The organism is Leptospira interrogans, from assembly GCF_900156205.1.
Taxonomy (GTDB): Bacteria; Spirochaetota; Leptospiria; order Leptospirales; family Leptospiraceae; genus Leptospira; species Leptospira interrogans.
In genome coordinates this window covers 94161-115951 of record NZ_FTNA01000006.1, presented here as the reverse complement: position 1 = coordinate 115951, position 21791 = coordinate 94161, and the positions used below count along the sequence as shown (strand labels likewise).

Sequence of the window (21791 nt, the reverse complement as noted above, 5' to 3'; positions counted from 1 at the left end):
GGAATTCTTAAGTAATTTCGTTTTTAAGATGTTTATGTTTGAAAAGAAGTTCTTTGATAAGGTTTTTTTCTGATCTTCCCAAAATTTCTTTTTCTTCAAAAATCCCTAAAATCTCCATCGATATTTCGAGTTCTAAAACGGATAAATCTCCAAACAAGGATTGATGATTGAGTTTTCCCGATTTGTATTTTTCAAGAATTGCATGCGAGGATTCTATGATTTGTTGTTTTCTCAAAACTAGTTCTTCCATAGTGGATAGGATCAAAAAAATTTCCGGATCGTCTTCGAATAAACTTAAAATATGCCGATAGATTCCAGGAATTTGAATCGGTAGTTCATAGATTCCATCTTTAAGAGAAAGATAGAGTTCTTTTTCTTCTTCAACGTTTAAACCCGCTAGATTTCTTAGATCGGAAACTGCTTCTGACGGTAAGACGGTTAAAAATTGAGAAGCGAATTCAGGATCTTTTGCTTCTTTAAGACAATAAGCTATAAAACTGCATATTCTTTCGGGTGATAAGGAGCCCCAATATGCATTTTCTCTTAAATCTAGAAAAGAAGCGTTCTTTTTTAGACTTTTCCTTTCGTCTTCAGTTTGTTGGTATATATTGTATTCGTAAATTATAATTTTATAGAGTAATTTATTGCTGAACGAATCTATAACTTCTTTTACTTTTTCAGGTTCTATGATGGAAAGAAAATATATTAGAATTTCTAAATAAACTCTCCCTTTGGAAATGAATTCTTCCAAAACAAATGGGAGAGCCTGTAAAAATGCAGAAGCTCCCACATTAATTCCTGCTTTTCCTTCCGCAAAAGCGTTCATTTTTTCACCTGCGATACAGGATTCTCTAATCTCAGAACTCCATTCGTTGTGAAGTAGATTTTGTCTACAATTGGCAGGGCACGGCTCTCCAAGAGAGACACCGATTTTACAGCGAGTTTTAATTTCTTTATCCAGGCAAACTTCCACGTTTAATGTACTAGGTCCCCACAATCTCTCATTTCGGGAGCATAAGGATTTCGAATTTTAGTTCCTTGGCTTACCCAAGTTTTATTTACCATAGGGCAGTAGAAACGATTGAAAACTCCTGTTCCCCCTGCAAGTTTTAGACTTTCCGCGAGGTTTTCAGAAAAAGAAGAATAGGCTTGGAAAAATTTTTCTACGTCTTGTGTTTCTTTATCTTTTAAGGAGTTTTGCATTTTTTCGGCTTGAGATTTTAATCCCCCATTTAAAGAAACGAGCTCTACTACATGAGCGATTAATTGATTCGTATCTGGAATTTTTTCTTCTTCCTTCATTAAAAATTTATGAATGGATTCGTTTTCCATAAGAATTTGTTGTAATATATCCTTTTCCTGTTCCGTCACAGCAGGGTTGGGTTTTTTACAGGACGAGAAAAAGGTAAGAATACTAATTATTAAGATTAAAAATTTTTTCATTTTTTCCAATCTCCAAAAAAGAAACATAAACTTAAGTCTATAATTCCTGAAAAAATCTTGGTGTAAATACGGAATCGTTTTCGATCTAAAAAATACGTTTCTTGAAAAAGAGTTTGTGGAATTTTTTGAAAGACGGGCTTATCTTTTCTAAGTATTGAAAAGAAGCAAATCGTATCAAAATTATTCAGAATGACAAGTTACTATCATAATCCTTTTTGGTTAAAGAATTGATTAGAAGTTTCTCAAAAAAGACTTACAAAATCTTTCGGAAAGTATTTAAATTCAAAATAGAAACTTTTTGTAATTGTTCCTAATTATATCTGTATGATGTTTTTTGAATGGTTCTTTTTATGGAAACGGATTGCGAAATCGTCCTGAAATTGGATCCTATTAAAAATAAAAAATCGAGGTTTTGATTCAATGACGAACTTTTATACCAAACACGTTTTTGTATGCGAAAACGTAAGGGCTGAAGGAGAGAGGGTTTCTTGTGGTCGTTCTGGCTCGATTCAGTTGTTGGCTTCTCTCAAGAAAAAAATGAAGGATCTTTCGATCGAAGGTAAAGTTCGAATTCAAAGGGCGGGTTGTTTGGATCGATGTGAGTTAGGTCCCGTTCAAGTAAGTTATCCGGAAGGTAGATGGTTTTCCTTAAAAACCGAGGAAGACGTAGATATATTCTTAAAATATTATATACAATCTGAACAAATCCAAAAGATAGAACATTTAATTATTAAGGAAAACCAATGAACCTTCCAACAACTTATAAAGCTTTAGAACTTAGGGAATATAGTGAAAATCGAAACAGAGCCAACATTGTGGAAAAAACGATTCGTCCTCTGAAAAAAGGAGAGGTTTTGATTCGTATGCACTCTGCTTCGATCAATCCTTCCGATTTGATGTTTATGAGAGGTCTTTACGGAATTAAAAAAAAACTTCCGATAGTTCCCGGTTTTGAAGGAAGTGGAAACGTAGTTTCTTCTGGTGGTGGGTTTTACGCTTCTTATCTAAAAGGAAAAAATGTGGCTTGCACTGCTTCCGGTAGAGGGGACGGGGTTTATGCTGAATATATGATTACAGATGCATTCAATTGTCTTCCGATTGGAAAGGATCTTTCATTAGAACAAGGAGCTTGTTTATATGTAAATCCCATTACTGCGATTGCAATGGTGGAAAGAGTACAAAGCCTAGGAATTAAGGCTTTGGTCCAGACGGCTGCGGCAAGCGCTTTAGGAAAAATGGTGGTAGGGATTGCGGCTCGTAAAGGAATGAAAGTAATCAATATTGTTCGTAAACCGGAACAAGAAGAGGTCTTAAAAAAAATTGGCGCGGAATATATTCTAAATTCAGAATCTTCTAATTTTGAAAGACAACTTAGAATTCTTTCTAAAGACTTGAATGCTACTGTATGTTTGGATGCAGTTGCAGGAGAATTAACTTCCAGAGTTCTATTAGCGATGCCTTATGGAAGTAGAGCTATTGTGTATGGTGCACTTTCTGAAAAAGAGGTTCCAATTCATGCAGGAATGATGATATTTCAGGACAAGAAGTTAGAAGGATTTTGGCTGTCTACTTGGGTTCTGCAACAAACCCCGTATAAGATTTGGAAACTTTCGAAGGAACTAAGATCCCTGGCAAAAAAGGAATTAAAAACTGATATAGCTTCTCGGTTTCCTTTAGAAAAGGCGGTCGAAGCAATCGACCACTATGCTGTGAACATGACCAAAGGAAAGGTATTGATTCAAACTTCGTTTGCGGAAGGGAATTAAAATTTTGAAAAATTCTAAACTCCGTTGGATTTTTTTATACTTAACTTTGATTTCTTTATATTCTTGTTCCAGTTTACAAGAAAATTATAAAGCACTTCAAAAATGTAAATTTCAGGTTTTATCCTTAGAAACTCAAAAGGCGGAATGGCTTTCTTTTCCGCCGGTTCCAAAGATTGTCTTTTTAGCAAAGATTGAAATTGAAAATCCTAATGAAACAGAGGTAACTCTTTATAAGTTTGATCTTTCTTTTATAGTTCCTGATAATTTTGAAAAGGAGTTCTTACTCGCTAAAATACAATCCGAAGAAAAAATTATCATTCCGGCTCTTCAAAAGAAAACTGTGGATTTGCAAGTAGAAACCCTTTTTGAAAAAAAGATGGATCGTAATCTTTTACAAATCGTTTTAGGAATTTTGCAAGCAGGGTTGGCTGGGAAGGAACTTGAATTTAAAATTCAAGGAAACTTTGAATATGATACAATTTTGGGTTCGGTTCGAATTCCTGTGAACGAAAAGATTCCTCTAAAAATGGGAAAAAAGAAAGGTTTTGAAATTTGAAGTGTTTCTTTGTGGTTTGATTTTTTTGAATGTGGGAACTCACACAAAATACATGTTTTACGGACTATTTCAAAACTCATAAGTTACCATAATGGGACATTATTCTATAGAAGTTATTATGATTTTGCGGAGATTTAGGGTTTTGAAAAAACTTTTGATAAAGTAATGAAGCTACTTTACTAATAGTTCGAAAACGTAAAAGTCATGACTGCAAAATCTTGAATAAAATGAGAAAATCTGCGCAGATTTTCTCATTTTAAATACGTTTATAGGCGTTTGAACTTTTTTATCCTAAAAATTTTTAACTAAAATATGATGGATTGCTGAAACTTATTAAAAAGAACTTCTATAAAAATCAAAAAACTATAATTTTTATCTTAAATTTTTGTATGAAATCATTGTTTGGTGATCTTCATTTAATAAAAAATTTACTTTATTAGAAATTTCTTAAATAGATAGGAAATATATGGTACAAAAAATTCAATTCAAAACAATAATAAGGATCCAACTGGCGATCTTTATTTTGGCTTTATTCTTAAGTATTGGATGTTATCAAAAAAATACAGATGCAGATTTCTATTCGTTTGAAGATGCAAATACTAAATTAATTTCCGCGTATGAATCGAAGGATGTAATTTGTAATACAAATCGAAGACTTACCGCGTTTGTTCCAGGACGTTCTAGAAAAAAAGATATAGATCTTTGTGTAAGTGCAGTTCTTGCGGTAAGTTGTGAATCTTGGGCTTCTACTTCTATCGATGCGACTCCGACTACGTGTAAGTCGATAGAGTTTAGATATTGAGGGAGTAAAATGAAACCAGCAGAATGGTTTTTTGTATTGAGCCTTTTATTTGCGGGTTTGATTTATTTGTTTCTTCTTCTTGTAAAAAGAAAAGAAAAGGACACTAGTAATTCGATCGTAAAATACTCACTTCCTAAAGAGGATTTAAATTCTTCCATTAATCGAACTTCTGATTCGGAAGATAGTAGAAATTCTAAAATGAATGTTTTAGAAGTATTCGACTACAACGGAATTAAGATTATGCACGAGAACGGAATTTATACCGTAAATACAGGCGGTGAAATTGAAGTTTATGGTTCTTGGCAGGCTCTTCCTTCTCGTTATCAAAGAATGGTCAAGGAAATGGATCACAGGGCCACCGGTGAAAAAAAAGCAGGAAAATATTATATGGAAATATTGAATGGAGTGTACTACGTAATTTTCCCAGATGGAAAAAAACATAAATACAAACGTTTTGAAGATATTCCCGAAAAGATCCGAAAAAATTTAGGTTACTAAGTAAATATAGTATATTATAATAATATGATTTTGTATGTTTAAAATGATTAACCCTTCTAGGATTTATTAAAAATAAAATTGAAGATTAAGCTTGATTGTAATTTAAAAGAGTGTTGAATTGTTGTTTTGTACTTTAGAACTTGTTCCAAAACCTGTCCAATGTGGGAACTCGCGCAAAAGTTTAACAATATTAGAATTACTTGAAAGTTCGTAAATTACCAAATGTGATGGTTTTGTAGGAACTACTGTATTTATTAGAAATTTCTAAAGAATTATCACACAAATTCTTTGAGGTTTTGAGACAGATTCTTAATAAAACCATTTCATTGTATGAGAAACACTTTTTATATAGTAGAATTGTTGAAAAATTAATTCTCCATCTGTTTCTATTTTATGGAAACCGGCAATTGAAGTAGTTTTGTTAATCGTCACTATGGAATTTTTCAACAACTCTAGTGATCATATTTTATCCAATCAGTATTTTTAGTAAGGACGACATAAAACAACGTGGGGACAAATCAAGTGAATGTATTTTATTTGTTCATGGATTTTTAAGATCATCGTTCCTTCTTCTCGTCAGGAAAGAAAGAATGATGCATTGATATGTTCGATAATATTAATATTATATAATATTCTGTAGGATCTCGGTTTGCGCTTTTATATCTACTGAGACGCGCGATAAGGAGGGCCTCGTCACCAACCCCACAAGTTGAATAGGATTTTAGAATCAGAATGAACTCAACAGAACGGGCTTTCTATGGATCGCCGTTCTGGGCTCAAAAAGGCACATTTTTCAAGTGTTCCGATAAGAATGAGTCTTTTTACTTGCAAAAAGTATGTTTTTCTGATAAAGAAAACCTTTCCACCTCCTCCCCCACCCAAAATAGGGAAACTCAACACAACGCTTTCCTCAAACTCAATGCATCGCTCCCTAAGGGTCGCTCTGCAGGTCGCGTTGGAAAACTCAACACAACGCTTTCCTATGGGTCGCGTTGTGGGGCGGGAACTAAGTTTTACAGAAGATTTTGTCGTAATTCCGACAGATTTATATTGAGATCAAATACTTGTGGGTAAGGTTATGGGAAGGTCAGGGTGTAATCTAGGGAATAGAGATTCCTTTGGTATAATGGTGCCTGCTCGTTACTTTTAGAAAGTTGCTGAACTTCATTCAATCATGATACATAAAATGATTCCACACAGTAGGTGTTTAAGGTAAATGTCTCTTAATCATTTCTTTACAGGAAATGGAAAGAGAGGATTCATGATTCATCAGACAACGTAAAATTCTACCACCGCCTGGAATTACGAACTTACAGAACTTACTTCTGTCTTCAGAACATTCTTCCGAACTTTTTCTAATTTCTTCTTTTTTGAGCTTTAACCAATCCGAGCAAGTAGTGGAAAGATCTGATTCTTTTTCCATTAAACATTGCATTTGAGATAAGCGATCTTCGCTTTTACGATGACTGCAAAAATTTTCCACGTCTTTAGAACAAGGGGTAGCTTTCGGATTTGATTCTGCGAATAAACCTGACAAAATGAATTGGACTGATAAAAAAAAGAGTAATGGATGTTTCATATTTTTCCTAAATTCTAATATTTTAATAATCTTATATATTTTTATTTAATTCGGATTGCCCTCGGGAAAGTAGGACAAGCGCTTACACACTGACCGCAGCCTGTACAGTTTTTGGAAAAAGAAGGTTTGTTCCCTTTGAAGTTGACCACTCCTTCGATGGGACAACTGTCTCTACAATTGGAACAAGTGGATTCTCCAGTTTTAGAATTGATACAATATTCGAAAATCCCTTTTGCCTGACCAAACTTAGGTGCACCTTCCAAAGGAATAAGAGCACCTGTTTTGCAAGAATTGATACAAGGCCAATCCTTACAAAGCATACAAGCATTTAGATTGACGTCCATTCTTGGAATATGTTTTTCTAAGTTTTCTTCAAAAACTGGAAATAATACGCTGTAAGGACATGCATAAATACAATCTCCGCAACCTGTACATTTTTTTAAAAATTCAGTTTCGTCTAACGCTCCTGGAGGAAATTGAACGTTTCGAATTTTTCTTTTTCGGTTGGATTTAATTTGTTCTGGAAGAAGAAACTCTGTTTGTTTTCTAACTTTTTTAGTATTTGTTTTTTTGGGAGCGGGCGGGGGAGTTTCTTTAGAAACGATTTCCTGAAAACCGGAAACGAGTTCGGTCGCGTTTTCCTGCGCGAAGTCTAACATTCTCGCAAGACCTTTTTTAAAAAAATCTTTTCGGTTCAATCTGCGTTTACTCTTTCGATTCTTGCACCTAACGCGCGTAAGCGGGTATCTATGTTTTCAAAACCTCTGTCGATTTGACCTATATTATGAATGTAACTTGTGCCTTCTGCACAAAGAGCAGCAATGATCATTGCCATACCAGCACGTATGTCTGGGCTGGCTACTTTTTGACCGTAAAGTCTAGAATGACCAATTACGATTGCACGATGTGGATCACAAAGAATAATCTGTGCTCCCATTGCGATGATATTATCTACAAAGAAGAGCCTGGATTCGAACATTTTTTCGTGAATCAAAACTGTTCCTTTGCACTGAGTGGCGGTAACGAGCGCGACAGAAGTCATATCCGCAGGAAAACCAGGCCAAGGAGAATCGTCTATTTTAGGAGTTGCACCATGATAATCCGGAATAATTTCCATCTTCTGATCGGAAGGAACTAAAATTCCGTTTTCATGTGGACGCACTTCGATTCCAAGACGAGAATAAACCATTCGGATCATACGGATGTCTTCCAATTCTACGTCTCGAATCATAAGTTCTCCGCCTGTGACTGCGGCCAAACTGATAAACGAACCCACTTCTAAATAATCAGATCCTATTTTGTGCTCTTTGGCGGGAGGTTTTAAAGAAGTTACACCTTCGATCGTAAGAATGTTAGAACCGATTCCTGAAATTTTGGCTCCTGCAGAATTTAAAAAATGACAAAGTCTTTGAACGTGAGGTTCGCTTGCGGCGTGACGAAGGATTGTAGTACCTTCTGCAAAAACCGCGGCCATTACCGCGTTTTCGGTTCCGGTAACGGAAGCCTCGTCCATAAGTATGTCCGTTCCTTTTAGTTGATCCGCTTTAATCTCATAGCCGTCCGGGAATACTTCTATACTTGCACCTAATGCTTGTAATGCGAGAAGATGAGTGTCTAGTCTTCTTCTTCCTATTTTGTCTCCGCCTGGTTTTGGTAAAAAAACCCTTCCAGTCATCGCAAGAATTGGACCTGCTAAGGTGACCGCACCTCGAATGCGAGAACAGAGTTCTTCGGGAAGTTGATTTTTTAGATTTCCATCGTGTTTAAAAATATAAGTTCCAGGTTCTTCTTCGGTGATTTCCATACCGAGATGACGAAGAACTTCCATAAGCATGAGTACGTCTGAGATTACAGGAATGTTGCTAATACGAACGGTTCCCGGAACCATACAGACCGCTCCTAACAATGGTAATGCCTCGTTTTTATTTCCTTGTGGAACCACGGTTCCATGAAGAGGGGTCTTTCCAATGATCTTAAAATACGAAGATCTCATAATGATAAACTGTAGGATAGGTTCTTTCTGGCAAATCGAAATGTTAGCAGGATGTTAATTTTGATTCGTTGAGTTTGGTTTTTAAAATGGCTTCTTACTGATTGGGCATCTTTAATTTTTATCATTCCAAAGAAAATGTTCGGCACTCTTTCATATAGTTCTGAGTGTAGTCAGTCTGTTTGATTCGATGGAATCTAAAAAGTAGTTCTTGTTGACTTCTATTTCTAAAATCAAGATAAACGTTTTATCCATGGATACATTACATCATCGTTTTCAACAATTTCAAAAAACAATCTGGTTCAACATATTCTGTTATCTTTGGACAGGAATTTTTTCTTTTTTAGCGTTTGCTCCTGTCTCTCTAACTCATTTTGTATGGATCGCACCTTTTGGATTTTTTTGGCTGAGTTTGAAATACCACGGAAAGTATAAAAAATTATTCTTTCACGGATTGCTTATAGGAGTTGTCTTCTATGCGATTTCTTTTCATTGGATCATTCATATGGCGATTACTTTCGGAAATTTTCCGTATGTGGTTGCGATACTCATTCTTTTATTTGCGGGTCTATTATTCGGTTTAAAATTTCCGATTTTTATGATGAGTTTTTCTTTTCTTTCGGGAAAGATAGGACGTCATTCCGTTTGGGTTGCTGGTTTTTGTGGACTTTTATCCGAGTTGATTGGACCTCAGTTATTTCCTTGGTATTGGGGAAACTTAGCCGCTGGAAATATAATTCTCGCGCAGAATGCAGAAATTACCGGAGTGTATGGTATCAGCTTTTTAGTATTCATAGTTTCTTATACTTTGTTTCAATCCAATCCTTGGCATTGGAAAGAAATTATACATTCTAAAGAAAAAAGAAAACAATATCTTCGTTTTATTACGTTGCCCGCTCTTTTACTTTTAACATTTATTGTTTCAGGCATTTTTCTTTTTAAAAAATGGGAAAATGTAAAACCAGTTAAATCTTTAAATGTACTTATCGTTCAACCAGATGCTCCTTTGAGTTTTAGAGATGGAAGAGAAATTAAAGAATCCATTGAAGCTCTGATGGCTCGTATCGAAAAACTGACCGACGAAGGCGCAGTAAGGCTGGGAAAAAAACCGGATCTTATCGTATTGCCTGAGGCAGGGGTTCCGTTTTTTTCCGCCCACAAAACAGAAATAACTACGAAGGTTCGTAGAATGTATTGGGATCGATTTGATTCTTTGATGTTTTTACTTGCCAATCGATACAAAGCGAATGTATTTTTTAACGAAATTGACGCAGGATTTAAAGGAGCCCCTAGTCCTCGTAATTTAAGATATTATAATAATAATGTATTATATGATCCTAATGGAGATCGCAGGGATTCGTATCAAAAGAAATTTCTTTTGATGTTCGGAGAATATATGCCATTCGATTTTTTATATGAACTCAGTCAACAAACCGGAAGATTTGAGCCGGGACTGACTCATAATTTGATTCGATACTACACTCCCCGTTATTACACTCTCGCGGAAAAAGAAAAATCTCCGAAAGGCCGACATTTGGGATGGACGGATACGGAAACTTTCAATCACGAAGCGGTAAGATCGTATTACGAAACGACAAGAACGGAAGTTTCAGAAACCGGAAAGTTTCTTCCTTTGATTTGTTATGAGGTAATTCTTCCAGAGTTTGTTAGAGAATTTAGAACCGCTGGAAACCCAGAATTTATAGTAAATCTTACCAATGATAAATGGTATGGGGCAACAACGGAAAGTGATCAACACATGGAGCTTGGAAGATTACGTTCCATAGAGTTGAGAAGATGGATGGTTCGTTCTACCAATTCTGGAATTTCCGCAAATATAGATCATCTCGGTAGATTTGTAGGAAATAAAAAAACAGGATTGATGACGGCGGAAGCGCTTTCTGAAACGATAGACGTAATTGATTCTCCGCCTACGTTTTATACTCAGTATGGAAATTTAATTCCTTGGTTGATGCTTTTTTTAACTGGAATTTATTACCTTAATCTTTTGATCGGAATCCGAAGAGGAAAGTCCTCCTAATTGAAAAATTCTTTTAGGAAAAATGGATTTGAATCTGTTCGTATTTTGTTTAAGCGCACATAAATCTGGAGGTTCGTTTTTTAGGGTTTGTTTAGAAGAAAATTTGAATCTAAAAAAAGAGCGAATATTTTATACTATAAACTAATAAATGTTAAATGAGGTCAAATATCCGTTTGTTCCAAAATCCAATCGATCTTTGATCCCAGGTCAATTTTGGGCAATCCCGTTGAATAACGGGAAATTTGCTTGTGGAAGAGTCATCGAAGTTCATCCTTTTGAAACGAAAATGTTTTTGGCAGGTTTGGTGAATTGGATTGGAGAAGTGGTTCCAAAAGAAAACGATTTGGCTGGAAAACAAACTATAAAACAAGGTCAAGTTCATATTAAAACAATCCATGAAACCGGATCGGATGGAATGATAATCGGGTATAGAAATTTATCTTTGGATAAAATAGAACCGGATTTTTTCAAATCTCAGGATGGTTATCAGTCGGGAACTTCTAAATTGATGAAAGGATATCAAGAAATCCGGCCTTTGACAAAAGATGAATCGGATCTTTATCCCACTTTTTCTACTTGGGGTTATGATGTGATTCGTGTTCTGGCGGAAGAATTGTCAGTATCAAAGAAGATTTAAAACTTCTTCACTGCTTGGAGTTGTATAATAAGGTATTAATACAATAGTCAATAAATTGCATGGAACATTGTACAACAATCATCTATAATTTCAATTGATTATAGAAGCGAAACGCTGAGTCCCCTCGCATTGATCCCTTCACATTACTTACATGAAACGATATTTCGTGATAAACATTGAAATACTCAATTTTATAGGGATGAGTAAAATAGAATTGTTGAAAAATTAATTTTCATTTGTTTTCGTTTTATTGAAATGATTTCGTTCAGATCAACTATTGAACTTTTTAACAATTCTAATAAACTTTAAAGTATTTTAAATAAGGATTTTGTTCTAACGTTTCAAATGTGGGAACTCATATAAACTTAAACTTTACTTGTATGGATCTTTATAAAATTCAAATATAAAGTTTTCAATGTGTAAATTCTCTTTAAAGAAATGTAATCTTTAGGAACTCATGATCCTGAAAAAAGTTGGAATTTTACAGATCGATTTTTTAAATATGGGGAGCTTACTGCAAACCACGATTTTACGAACAAATTCTAAAATTGTAGGATTTGTACTTTTAGAAATTTTTTTACGCTGAATTCAAGTTACCTATAAGCGAACTTAAATATTTCTCTGTGTTAAACAAATTAGAAAAATTTTTCAAAATATTAATATTTTCTAATTTTCTAAAAATAGACTCTTGTGCTTAATTTTTTAATTTTTAAGGACTAAAAAATATAATAGAATTGTTGAAAAATTAATTCTCTATCGGTTTTCGTTGTATGGAAACGGTCGATTAAAGCGTTTTGTTAATTGTTGTTATGGAATTTTTCAACAACTCTAATAGTTTTAATCTTTCGATTTTACTTTTAAGTAAAATTAATTTTTGGAACGTTAAATTGGCGTTAGTTGAAATTTAAATTCTGTAATTAAAAAAATTTATTCTGTATCAAATATGAAAAAAAATAATTATATTTCAAATTTTTGAAAAAAATGAAATTCAGTCTGTTAAAACATCAAAGAATGCGATAAATATGAATCTTTTATGTTTTTTAAGTCATTAATGCTTATGTATTAGATTCAAGGTTTTTCGTAATTTTAGGAGTACATCAAAGATTATGAAGATTAAATATAAATTTGCGATCTTATCAGCTTTTACGCTGGTATTCGTTGCGTGTTTAAATAAGTCATCTGGTGACGACAATGCGGTTTTAAGTGGATTGATTTCGCTTATTTCTAACGAACAAGGATGTGTTGGATTGGATTGTTCAAAGAATCGAACGTTAAGAAGTAATCAACTTCAAAGTGGACAGAGTTTACAGGCTGCTTTTCCGCAAGGTTATCTTCCGTATATCTATGTGACTTCGGTTTCCGGTGTGGGTCACAATGGAAACTTTGGAGGAATTGCAGGAGCGGATGCTTATTGTCAGAGCAATATTCCAGGAAATCTTTCTCCAACAGGAGTGTATAAGGCGATGTTAGTGGATGGGGTCAATCGGGTAGCTACTACTGTAGGTCCTAATTCAACAGTAGGACAAAAAGACTGGGTGTTTCAACCAAATCAGCAATATCGTAGGGCTGATGACGGTGGGATTGTAATGACTACCAATGCTTCCGGTATGTTTGATTTTTCAAATGGTGCAAGATTACAAAATCCTTTCACTCGTGACTACCATGCAGCTCATTGGTCGAGTATCAACATAGATTGGACGACTTGGGCGGTAAATGGTATTCCTCAAGCCTGTGATTCTTGGACAACGAGCGAGTGGATACCTAAGTATGCAATTTATGGAATGTCGGATCAAGTAAATGAAAATATACTAACTGCTAAGATTAATTTTACAAAACCTTGTTCGGACTATTATGCAGCCCCTTTGAGCGATGGAACTTGGTCTAGATTAGGTCTGGTCTGTGTGGAACAACCACCACCTCCTAAATACATATTTGTTACTTCCAGCAATGGAGAATATCATAACGCAAACTTTGGAGGAATTGCAGGAGCGGATGCTTATTGTCAGAGTCGTATTCCTTCGAATATTCCAAATAATAGAATTTACAAGGCGATGTTAGTGGATGGGATCAATCGGATAGCTACTACTGTAGGTCCTAATTCAACAGTAGGACAAAAAGACTGGGTATTCCGACCAAATCAGCAGTATCAAAGAGCGGAAGACGGTGCGATCGTAATGACTACCAATAGTTCCGGTATGTTTGATTTTTCAAATGATGCAAGATTACAAAATCCTTTTACTAGTAACCCTCGTGCAGCTCATTGGTCGAGTATCAACATAGATTGGACGACTTGGGCGGTAAATGGTATTCCTAAAACCTGTGATTCTTGGACAACGAGCGAGTGGATACCTAAGTATGCAATTTATGGAATGTCGGATCAAGTAAATGAAAATATACTAACTGCTAAGATTAATTTTACAAAACCTTGTTCGGACTATCATGCAGCCCCTTTGGGCGATGGAACTTGGTCTAATTTAGGTCTGGTCTGTGTGGAAGAATAAAATCGAATTATAGTTTCAGAATATTTGATTTTTTGAAAATACTATAAAATCAAATTCATAAAATTAATTTAGATAGCGGGACTTAAAAAACCCCGCTATTTTTATTTAGAACTTTTCCCAAACCTCAAGAAATTTTACACGATAGTTCTTTAGAAATTTTTAATAAAATGCAGTAGTTCCTACAACTTAAGTTGCATTTTGCGAACTTTCAAGCAGTTCTAATCTCGCTCAATTTTGTAGTAGTTCCCATATTTTTGTGAAACTCGAATCTTAGGCCCGTTCGAAAAACTCAGCACAACGCTCTCTATGAATCGCGTTGGAAAACTCAACACAACGCTCTTTATGAATCGCGTTGTGGGATGTAAGTTTTACAGAGGATTTGTCGTAATTCCGACAGATCTATATTGAAATCTAAATACTTGTGGGGTTGGTTATGGCTCTCTAAGGATTGATCAGATAATATGAAAGGATTCCACTAAAAGTTTCCAGAGAATCAGAGGACAGATTTTTATTAGAACACTGAACATTCAAATCTGCTAATGAATAAATTTGGTACGGTTTGGCAAAAAACAAACGAATAAAAAAGCGAAGAACAGAAGAAATATTAGAAAGAACGTAAATACTACCTACCGATTGTTTTCGAATGATTTCTGCAGAACAATCATCTTCAAAATAAAATTTTTCTTTAAGAGGGAGGTCATAACCAGAAAAAGGTTCTTTTGCCGTTTCCAGCACTTCAAATTTTATAATTCTACCGGAAAGAATCGTTTTACCTTCTGGATTTAAAAGCGCCGCCGTTCTAAAATAACCTCCTGGAAAAGAATCGTTTCCTAAAAAACCCCCCGTATAAAAACGAAACTCTTTTGAGTTGATAGATCGAAATAGTTCCCATCTTTTACTGTATTTGTATACCTCATAGTTTGTAAGAAGATGCTCTAACCCACCGGTTCCCAGAAGTTCTTTCTTTTTACCGTCTTGGATCAAATAACCCCATACGGATTGAAACGAAAATGCCATATCGGCTTGAACAAAACCCCCAGGGTCTTTGACGGTATGTTTGCCACCAGAAAGAGAAACTCCTTGTTTTAAATCGGATTTAAAAGATAAGAATAATTTAATATTCTCTACATCTTGTTGAATTTCGATTCCTTCTGAATTTAGGGACATACGATTGTTTTCAATTTTGAGGTCGAATTTACCTTTTTCTGCGGATAATTCTTTAACGGAAAATTCTTTCGTAACAAATTTAGTACCTTCTCCCAAAGTATGTATCACTAAACTGATTCCACAGTTTTTAGTTCCGGGTCCTAAATTACTTATTAGAAAAGTTGCATAGATAAAAATCTTATCATCTCGATAAGAATAATTCCAGGCTTGAAAATAACCTTCCTGCGTATAAGGTTGAAAGGTATAATCTTTAAGAGTGGCTTTTTTTAGAGATGTGGAATCGTCTGCTTTGAGAGTTGAATACGATGCGAAAAAAAACAAAAATAAGAAGGTTTGAAATTTTAGAAGGGTCAAGATTGAATTTTTTTTCGAGTCGGCTTGGTGGAACATTCCGAAGATCCTTCGCTTAGGAAAAAAATGATCAAGCAGAATCTTTTCCGTTTAGAGTTTTCATTTCGTCAGCTTGGGCGATAGAGCAGTGTTTTTGATAAAGATCTCCGATACAAGGGAACTTAAATACAAGATGATCGGTTTTTCCTTCCATCAAAAAACGTTCTTTGGCTTCTCCGATTCCGTCTTGATGAATCCAAGATGTGAATTGATCTCCGACTTTAAGAAAAATTATAAACTCGTGATCGTTTCTCTTTTTGAAAAATACTTCAAAATTTTTTACCTTTTTTTGAACCAACTGAATTCTTATTTTCTGACCTTGATCCAGTTTTGAAAAATGAACTTTTGGAATATAAAATTCGTTTAACGTCGATACGATTTTTATAAAGTCGTCTTTTTTTGAAATGAGTTTCATCCATATTTCCTGATTTGAATCGATTGTATTTTTCATTTTTTCCTCTTTGAAAGCGGTTCCCAAAAGGTAGAAGGAAGAGGAATAAATCTGATTTTTTTCGAAATGAAAAAGAAAAAGTCCAGGTTTGAATTTTGAAGTTCAGAACAAAGATTGTGTTTTGAAAATATCCTTTTTCAAAAGGTTTTGAATTTTGAAAAAAGGAACTGTAGTTTTTGGTTAGATTAATTGGATATTCTTTAAGGAATTTTGGTTATCGGCTCTAAAGACTTCCTTTTAATAAATCTTGCTAAAAAAGCGAAAATCAAAATAGTATCATCCAGAACTATGGAATCCGATTTATTGGCAATATTTTGGACAGAGAAAATTAAACTCACCCAGTATATCATTCAAACCACCAAAAATTTTAGTTCTAAACAACTTGATTTTTCGGTTACGCCTCGCGAGTCGGTTCGTTTCTTTTTGCAAGGTATGGTCGCAGGGGACTTTTTTCTTCGTGTTTCGCTTCCGATTTCGGTGGGAATTAGTTCCATTCTTCCAATTGCAAGACAATCCGAAGAAGAAATTGAAAAAGATCTCGTTCGTCTTCGGGATCAGCTTGGTTCTCCAGCGTTACCGATCGGTATTAAAGAAATTATCACTCAAAGTGCGGACGAACTTTTTTTCGAAGATTGTAATCCAGAATTAAAACCGCTTTTTATTCGTTGGAAAAAAATTCTTATCCGTCTTGAAAAAACGATTCAAGGACTCAGTACAAAAGATTCTTTAAAATACCGTTATTTCTCAGTAATCGGAATTGTTTCACTTCCCGTTGCGATTAATTATTTTGAAATGCAAAATCTAACTTGGCTTAGAAATGGAATTATGAAAATTGCGGAGAATCCGAATTTTCCTTCCCAATAATCGTCAGGACTTTAGAACAGAATTATATTCTATTATTATATCATTGTAAAATATTAAAGGAGAATTCAATGGCAAAGATCAAGGTAAAAACCCCGCTCGTGGAGCTTGACGGGGACGAGATGACCAGGATCATCTGGAAGGAGATTAAGGATAGATTCATTCATCCGTATCTCGATATAGAACTGGATTATTATGATTTAGGCGTGGAGTACAGGGACAAAACGGATGATAAAGTAACTGTGGATTCTGCTCACGCGATTCAAAAATATGGAGTAGGCGTAAAATGTGCGACGATTACTCCTAACCAAGATAGAGTTAAAGAATACAATCTCAAACAAGAATGGAAATCTCCGAACGGAACCATTCGTTCTATTTTAGACGGAACCGTTTTTCGTAAACCGATCATCGTAAAAAATATTCCTCCTGCGGTTCGTTCTTGGAAAAAACCGATTACAGTAGGACGTCACGCTTACGGAGATCTTTATAAGGACACAGAACTTTATATTCCCGAAGCCGGAAAGGTGGAACTCGTTTATACCGGAAAGGACGGAAAAGAAAAACAAAGAGCTTTGATTCACGACTTTGAAGGAGCCGGTGTGATCATGGGGCAACATAACTTGGATAAGTCGATCTTAAGTTTTGCCCAGGCTTGTTTTAACTACGCTATTTCCGAAAAGATTGATCTTTGGTTCGCTACAAAGGACACAATCTCCAAAAAATATCACGCCAGATTCCGCGCCATCTTTGACGAACTTGCAAAGGCTAAAGCTGCGGATCTCAAAAAAGCGGGAATTGAATATTCGTATTATCTAATCGATGACGCGGTCGCTCAGCTGATGAAAAATGAAGGTGGAATGCTCTGGGCCCTGATGAATTACGACGGAGATGTTATGAGCGACATGGTCGCCTCCGGATTTGGATCTTTAGGACTTATGACTTCTGTGCTCGTTTCTCCTGATGGAAAATTTGAATACGAAGCAGCACACGGTACTGTGACCAGACATTATCGTAAATACCAACAGGGTGAAACTACTTCTACAAATTCGGTAGCTTCTATTTTTGCTTGGACGGGTGCGTTGATTAAAAGGGGAGAGTTGGACGGAACTCCCGATGTGGTCGCATTTGGTCATAAGCTGGAAAAAGCGGTGATTGATACAATCGAAAGCGGAGAGATGACAAAAGATTTAACTCTTCTTTGCACCGATTCGAATGCAAAAGCTTTAGACACTTTTCAATTTATGGAAGCAATTCAAAAACGACTTTAATCTATCGTATTAAAACAAAATTCCCGGCGGGGTACTGTCGGGAATTTAAGATTGATTCGTATAACTAGTGTAATTCGAAATTTTAATCGTAAAGATGAAAACCTTGAAACACAAAACTTCGATTTTCAACCGGATTCTATTTCTCAGTTTGGAATGTTTTTTTACGTTTGTGTTTCTGTTTTTAAATTTCTCTGTTCATTCACAAAAAAGTCCTAAAGAACCCACTTTGCCTGTAGAACCTACGATCGGAGATTCTCGCAATTCAAGAGGGGAAACAGAAAAACAGACCGGAACGGGATTGGATGAAAAGGGAGAAAAAAAAATCAAAGCAGTTTTTTGCGATGGGCGCGAGGTAGAAGGTTTTTGGAAAAATCCTCCGTTTGAATTTAAGTTCCGACATAAAAAAAATAATATTACATATTCAAAATCCTTAAAGCTTGAAGAGATTGCCAAAATTAAAATCACAAATTGGAAATTAAAGTCTTCTAATAGACGAAAGGAAGGAATTCCATATCGGGCCGAACCTTATCAAATCCAAATGATTTCCTTTTCGGGTGAAATCTTTCTTAAAGAACCTTCACCGACAGGAGAGATTCAACAGATTCAATTTAACAATCAATTTGGAGATGCGACCTTGTTTCTGTTTTGGAACGATTTACAATACGAAAACGGACAATGGTTTTCTGGTTTAAAACCTTTTTCGGGGGAATTTAGGTTGGATTGTCATCCTGACGTGATTCGGGAAATTCAATTTTTTACAATAAATTAAACTTTTTGAATATATTCTAAAATTTTTCTTTCAAAATACGGCTTTTGAAGTAAGTAAATATTTTTTTGAGGAATGGAGATTTTAAAATCTTCTTTTTCTTCAATTCCAGTGATGACCGCAATCGGAATGTCGTTAAATTTTTCCTGTTTACGTATTGCTTCTACAAGCTCTTCTCCTGAAAAATCCGGCATGATCCAGTCTGTTAAAATATAAGATACTTCGTTCGAAGATTGAAGATATTCGTAGGCTTTTTTTCCTTCTGTAAATGCTTGAAAAGAATAGCCATTTTTTTCTAAAATTTTTCCCAAAAGAAGCAAGTTTAATTCTGAATCGTCTATGATCAGGATTTTTCCAGCTTTTTTAGATTCTATAGGACTAGATTGATAAGCCAATTTTATAATCTCTTCGATTACCGTTTTAAATTCTTCAATTCCGGTAGGTTTTGGAAAAATTCCATCAAAGCCAGATTCTACTGATTTTATTCGGTTTGTTTCTATATTCCCAGAAGTTATGAGAAATATTTTAGAATTTTTGCATATACTCTGTTTGTTGTCTATTAGACCGTTTCGGATAGTTTTACAAACCGTAAATCCGTCCGAGTCTGGAAGTACCATTCCGATTGTGATTAGATCAAAATGTTCCTGAAACGTAAGATCTAATCCTTCTTTTGCCGTACCTGCTTCGAAAATTTGAAAATCCTCAGTAGGAAAAAAAGAGGATATAATTTTTCTAACCGTTGTACCAGAATCTAAAACGAGTACTTTCAAATTTGTTTTTCTCTCAAGTTTATGTTTGAAATAGAAGTTTCAAAAATTTGAATATGTTTTTTTAATTCTTCGAAAATTTGTTTTAGATCTTGTATCATTTCTCCGTCCGGTTTTGTCCAAACAAGTTGTTGATTAGAATTCGTATTTAAACTCAAATAATAAATAGGAGAAGTTAATCTTGGATCGTTCGGAATTAAAGTAAAAGAACCAAAAATCGAAAACATGGCTTTGTAACTTTTTTCAAGATGTGTCAATTTATATATTCGAGGCCATTCTTCTAAATTAGATTCTAACTTCAAAAAAAAACCTTTGGAAAAAAAAGAAATCAAAGTTTCTGTTTGTTCGATTCTATTTTTGAATGAATCGGGCCCATTCATTTTTCCAACTCTTTTGCCTCGTTCCAAAGACGATCCATTTCTTTTAAATCGGATGTGTTCGGGTTTTTACCGCGTTCTTGGAGGACTTTTTCTATATATTGAAATCTTTTCTTAAATTTTGCATTCGCTTTTGTAAGCGCGGACTCGGAAGAAATTCCAAGGTGTCTTCCGAAATTTACTAAACTGAATAATAAATCTCCAAATTCTTCTTCGATACGAACTTGGTTGTCTTTGGAACGGTTCAATTCCGTAAGAAATTCTTCCATTTCTTCCTTAACTTTTTTTTGAACATCCGAAATATCGTTCCAATCAAATCCTACTTTGGCTGCTTTCTTTTGGTATTTTTCTGCTTTTAAAAGGGAAGAGAAATTTTCTGGAATGTTTGAGAAGATAGATGAATCTTTTGAATTCTTTTTTTCTTTATCTTTGATTTTTTCCCAGTTCTCTAAAACTTCTTGAGAAGTAGAAAGAGTAAGCTCTTCGGGTTTGAAAACGTGAGGATGTCTAAAAATGAGTTTATCAGAAACTCTCTTTGCTATGTCTCCTAAATCGAATGAGCGTCTTTCTTCTGCAAGCCTTGCATGAAACACTACTTGAAATAGTAGGTCTCCCAATTCTTCTTTAAGAAGATCATCGTCCTTTTTTAAAATTGCTTCGATCACTTCTTGGGATTCTTCTATCAAGTAGGGAACTAAAGTTTGGTGGTCCTGTTCTTTATCCCAAGGACATCCGTTTTCTCCTCGGAGAATAGCTGTCACTTCTTGGAGTTTAGTGATTTCTTCTACAATTGATTTTGTTCGCATACATCCTCTTTCAAGAACAAAGAAATAGTCGAAATTTGTTCCATTTTTTATCTCCGGAGCGGGTACCCACTCTTTTTCGCTCAGTTCCAAATCGGGATTGGATTGACGGGAGCCGTAAACTTGAAGTATAGTTCAAAAAAATAATACATTCCAGGCACTTTATGATACGTTCCAAAAGTCTTATCGTTTTTTCACTCATTTTGATTGCGGTCGCAAGTCGTTATCTTCCCCATCCGGCTAATTTTACGCCAATTCTTGCGATTTCTCTTTTTGCCGGGGCTCATTTTGCTTCTAAGAAGTTGTCTTTGTTTCTTCCCGTTTGCGCTCTTTTGATCAGTGATTTATTGATCGGGTTCCACGATCAAATGATTCCTGTTTATGGAATTTCTTTACTTCTGGTCGTAGCTGGATGGCGGTTGAGAATTTCTTCTTCCGTTTCTAAAATTGCACTTTGGTCTTTGAGTGGGTCGGTTCTTTTCTTTTTAGTTACTAACTTTTACGTGTGGCTTGCTGGATATTATTCTTACGATTTAAACGGGCTTGTTCAGTGTTTTATTATGGCCGTTCCGTTTTTTCAAAATTCTCTTTTAGGGGATTTATTTTATACGACCGTTCTTTTTGGTGGTTTTGCTTTGATTGAAAAAATCGGTTGGATGAAACTTTCAAACGTTCCTATTAAATAATACTTTTTTAAAACGAAATGCCTTCGACTTAAGATGATTAGTCGAGGGTGATTGATTGAATTCAATTTCTTTTTATAAAGAACTTGTCCCAAAACCTCAAAGAATTTTACACAATCATTCTTTAAAATTTTTAATAAAATTGCAGTAGTCCGTACATTTTTGTGAAACTCAATGCATCGCTTCTATGGTCGATTTGACAATTTACGAACTTTCGAGCAGTCTAATTTCGTTCAATTTTCGTAGTAGTTTTACATTGGACGGTTTGGGAACAAGCTCAAAATCTAATTTTTATTTTCTAAGTTCGTTTTTAAGGATTTTGATTTTTGTTTCGTGTGCAAACTTAAACTTTGTATTTCCTAAATAGACTTTCAATATTCGAAATTTGCCGTGTCAAAGGGTTTGGTTTTATCTAGATTTAAATTTTTTACTTTTTTAAAGTATA

General features: G+C 34.9%; 22 protein-coding genes. 12 read left to right on the top strand and 10 right to left on the bottom strand.

What is annotated here, in order from left to right; all coding sequences use genetic code 11:
* Nucleotides 1–7: 7 nt before the first annotated feature.
* Both BW942_RS07170 and BW942_RS07165 read right to left on the bottom strand, forming a co-directional pair.
* Entirely contained in the window at nt 8–997 is a 990-nt protein-coding gene (locus BW942_RS07170; protein ID WP_000264550.1) for a hypothetical protein, read from the bottom strand.
* Complete coding sequence (locus tag BW942_RS07165) at nt 976–1470, bottom strand: LIC13259/LIC11441 family protein (RefSeq protein ID WP_000478349.1); 495 nt, start codon at nt 1468–1470, stop codon at nt 976–978. Before BW942_RS07165 ends, BW942_RS07170 begins: the two co-directional genes overlap by 22 nt.
* A gap of 393 nt (nt 1471–1863) precedes the next feature.
* Between BW942_RS07165 and BW942_RS07160 the strand changes: the two genes are divergently transcribed.
* The 5 genes from BW942_RS07160 (at nt 1864) to BW942_RS07140 (ending at nt 5065) form a co-directional block, all read left to right on the top strand.
* Entirely contained in the window at nt 1864–2190 is a 327-nt protein-coding gene (locus BW942_RS07160) for a (2Fe-2S) ferredoxin domain-containing protein (RefSeq protein ID WP_000181227.1), read from the top strand.
* Entirely contained in the window at nt 2187–3209 is a 1023-nt protein-coding gene (locus tag BW942_RS07155; RefSeq protein WP_001053085.1) for a zinc-binding dehydrogenase, read from the top strand. The genes BW942_RS07160 and BW942_RS07155 overlap by 4 nt, the downstream gene beginning before the upstream one ends.
* Before the next feature lie 4 nt (nt 3210–3213).
* Nucleotides 3214–3765, top strand: a complete 552-nt coding sequence (locus tag BW942_RS07150; RefSeq protein WP_000798179.1) for an LEA/WHy family protein — start codon at nt 3214–3216, stop codon at nt 3763–3765.
* A gap of 466 nt (nt 3766–4231) precedes the next feature.
* Nucleotides 4232–4567 (top strand): LIC13255 family lipoprotein, encoded by a 336-nt coding sequence (locus tag BW942_RS07145; protein WP_000250245.1) that lies wholly within the window; start codon nt 4232–4234, stop codon nt 4565–4567.
* Nucleotides 4568–4576: 9 nt separating this feature from the next.
* Nucleotides 4577–5065 (top strand): hypothetical protein, encoded by a 489-nt coding sequence (locus tag BW942_RS07140; protein ID WP_000801153.1) that lies wholly within the window; start codon nt 4577–4579, stop codon nt 5063–5065.
* Between the two features lie 1207 nt (nt 5066–6272).
* Here BW942_RS07140 and BW942_RS07130 read toward each other — a convergent pair.
* The 3 genes from BW942_RS07130 to murA are packed head-to-tail and all read right to left on the bottom strand — an operon-like array spanning nt 6273 to nt 8637.
* Complete coding sequence (locus tag BW942_RS07130) at nt 6273–6644, bottom strand: hypothetical protein (protein ID WP_000682546.1); 372 nt, start codon at nt 6642–6644, stop codon at nt 6273–6275.
* A 41-nt stretch (nt 6645–6685) separates the two neighbouring features.
* A complete protein-coding gene (locus BW942_RS07125) occupies nt 6686–7342 on the bottom strand; it encodes a 4Fe-4S dicluster domain-containing protein (RefSeq protein ID WP_001080168.1) in 657 nt (218 codons plus the stop codon).
* Complete coding sequence (gene murA, locus BW942_RS07120; RefSeq protein WP_001257925.1) at nt 7339–8637, bottom strand: UDP-N-acetylglucosamine 1-carboxyvinyltransferase; 1299 nt, start codon at nt 8635–8637, stop codon at nt 7339–7341. Before murA ends, BW942_RS07125 begins: the two co-directional genes overlap by 4 nt.
* Before the next feature lie 208 nt (nt 8638–8845).
* On the opposite strand from murA, the gene BW942_RS07115 reads away from it, so the two are divergent.
* The 3 genes from BW942_RS07115 to lenF all read left to right on the top strand — a co-directional run bounded on the left by BW942_RS07115 (nt 8846) and on the right by lenF (nt 13813).
* Nucleotides 8846–10675 (top strand): apolipoprotein N-acyltransferase, encoded by a 1830-nt coding sequence (locus BW942_RS07115; protein WP_000958086.1) that lies wholly within the window; start codon nt 8846–8848, stop codon nt 10673–10675.
* A 148-nt stretch (nt 10676–10823) separates the two neighbouring features.
* Nucleotides 10824–11312, top strand: coding sequence for an immunity 26/phosphotriesterase HocA family protein (locus tag BW942_RS07110; protein ID WP_000931455.1), 489 nt, complete (start codon nt 10824–10826; stop codon nt 11310–11312).
* A 1106-nt stretch (nt 11313–12418) separates the two neighbouring features.
* Complete coding sequence (gene lenF / locus BW942_RS07105; RefSeq protein WP_000696002.1) at nt 12419–13813, top strand: endostatin-like outer membrane lipoprotein LenF; 1395 nt, start codon at nt 12419–12421, stop codon at nt 13811–13813.
* A gap of 441 nt (nt 13814–14254) precedes the next feature.
* On the opposite strand, the gene BW942_RS07100 is transcribed toward lenF, so the two are convergent.
* Complete coding sequence (locus tag BW942_RS07100) at nt 14255–15370, bottom strand: hypothetical protein (protein ID WP_000468940.1); 1116 nt, start codon at nt 15368–15370, stop codon at nt 14255–14257.
* A 31-nt stretch (nt 15371–15401) separates the two neighbouring features.
* Complete coding sequence (locus BW942_RS07095) at nt 15402–15821, bottom strand: LIC_13246 family protein (protein ID WP_011172394.1); 420 nt, start codon at nt 15819–15821, stop codon at nt 15402–15404.
* Nucleotides 15822–16109: 288 nt separating this feature from the next.
* On the opposite strand from BW942_RS07095, the gene BW942_RS07090 reads away from it, so the two are divergent.
* From BW942_RS07090 to BW942_RS07080, 3 genes are all read left to right on the top strand, one after another.
* Nucleotides 16110–16685 (top strand): hypothetical protein, encoded by a 576-nt coding sequence (locus tag BW942_RS07090; protein ID WP_001983916.1) that lies wholly within the window; start codon nt 16110–16112, stop codon nt 16683–16685.
* Nucleotides 16686–16753: 68 nt separating this feature from the next.
* The gene (locus BW942_RS07085) at nt 16754–17950 is read left to right on the top strand and encodes an NADP-dependent isocitrate dehydrogenase (protein ID WP_001062719.1); all 1197 of its coding nucleotides are present in this window, start codon (nt 16754–16756) and stop codon (nt 17948–17950) included.
* Between the two features lie 169 nt (nt 17951–18119).
* Entirely contained in the window at nt 18120–18719 is a 600-nt protein-coding gene (locus BW942_RS07080; protein WP_002145669.1) for a hypothetical protein, read from the top strand.
* Here the strand turns inward: BW942_RS07080 and BW942_RS07075 are convergent.
* From BW942_RS07075 to mazG, 3 genes are read right to left on the bottom strand one after another with little or no spacing between them, the layout of a single operon-like run.
* Nucleotides 18716–19486, bottom strand: a complete 771-nt coding sequence (locus tag BW942_RS07075) for a response regulator (protein ID WP_000866874.1) — start codon at nt 19484–19486, stop codon at nt 18716–18718. The genes BW942_RS07080 and BW942_RS07075 overlap by 4 nt on opposite strands.
* Complete coding sequence (locus BW942_RS07070) at nt 19483–19863, bottom strand: LIC_13241 domain-containing protein (RefSeq protein WP_001014228.1); 381 nt, start codon at nt 19861–19863, stop codon at nt 19483–19485. The genes BW942_RS07075 and BW942_RS07070 overlap by 4 nt, the downstream gene beginning before the upstream one ends.
* Nucleotides 19860–20756 carry a nucleoside triphosphate pyrophosphohydrolase gene (gene mazG / locus BW942_RS07065; protein ID WP_000423512.1) on the bottom strand — a complete coding sequence of 299 codons (897 nt, stop codon included), beginning with the start codon at nt 20754–20756 and terminating at the stop codon, nt 19860–19862. The genes BW942_RS07070 and mazG overlap by 4 nt, the downstream gene beginning before the upstream one ends.
* 71 nt (nt 20757–20827) lie before the next feature.
* On the opposite strand from mazG, the gene BW942_RS07060 reads away from it, so the two are divergent.
* A complete protein-coding gene (locus BW942_RS07060; RefSeq protein ID WP_000621285.1) occupies nt 20828–21349 on the top strand; it encodes a DUF6580 family putative transport protein in 522 nt (173 codons plus the stop codon).
* Nucleotides 21350–21791: the final 442 nt, after the last annotated feature.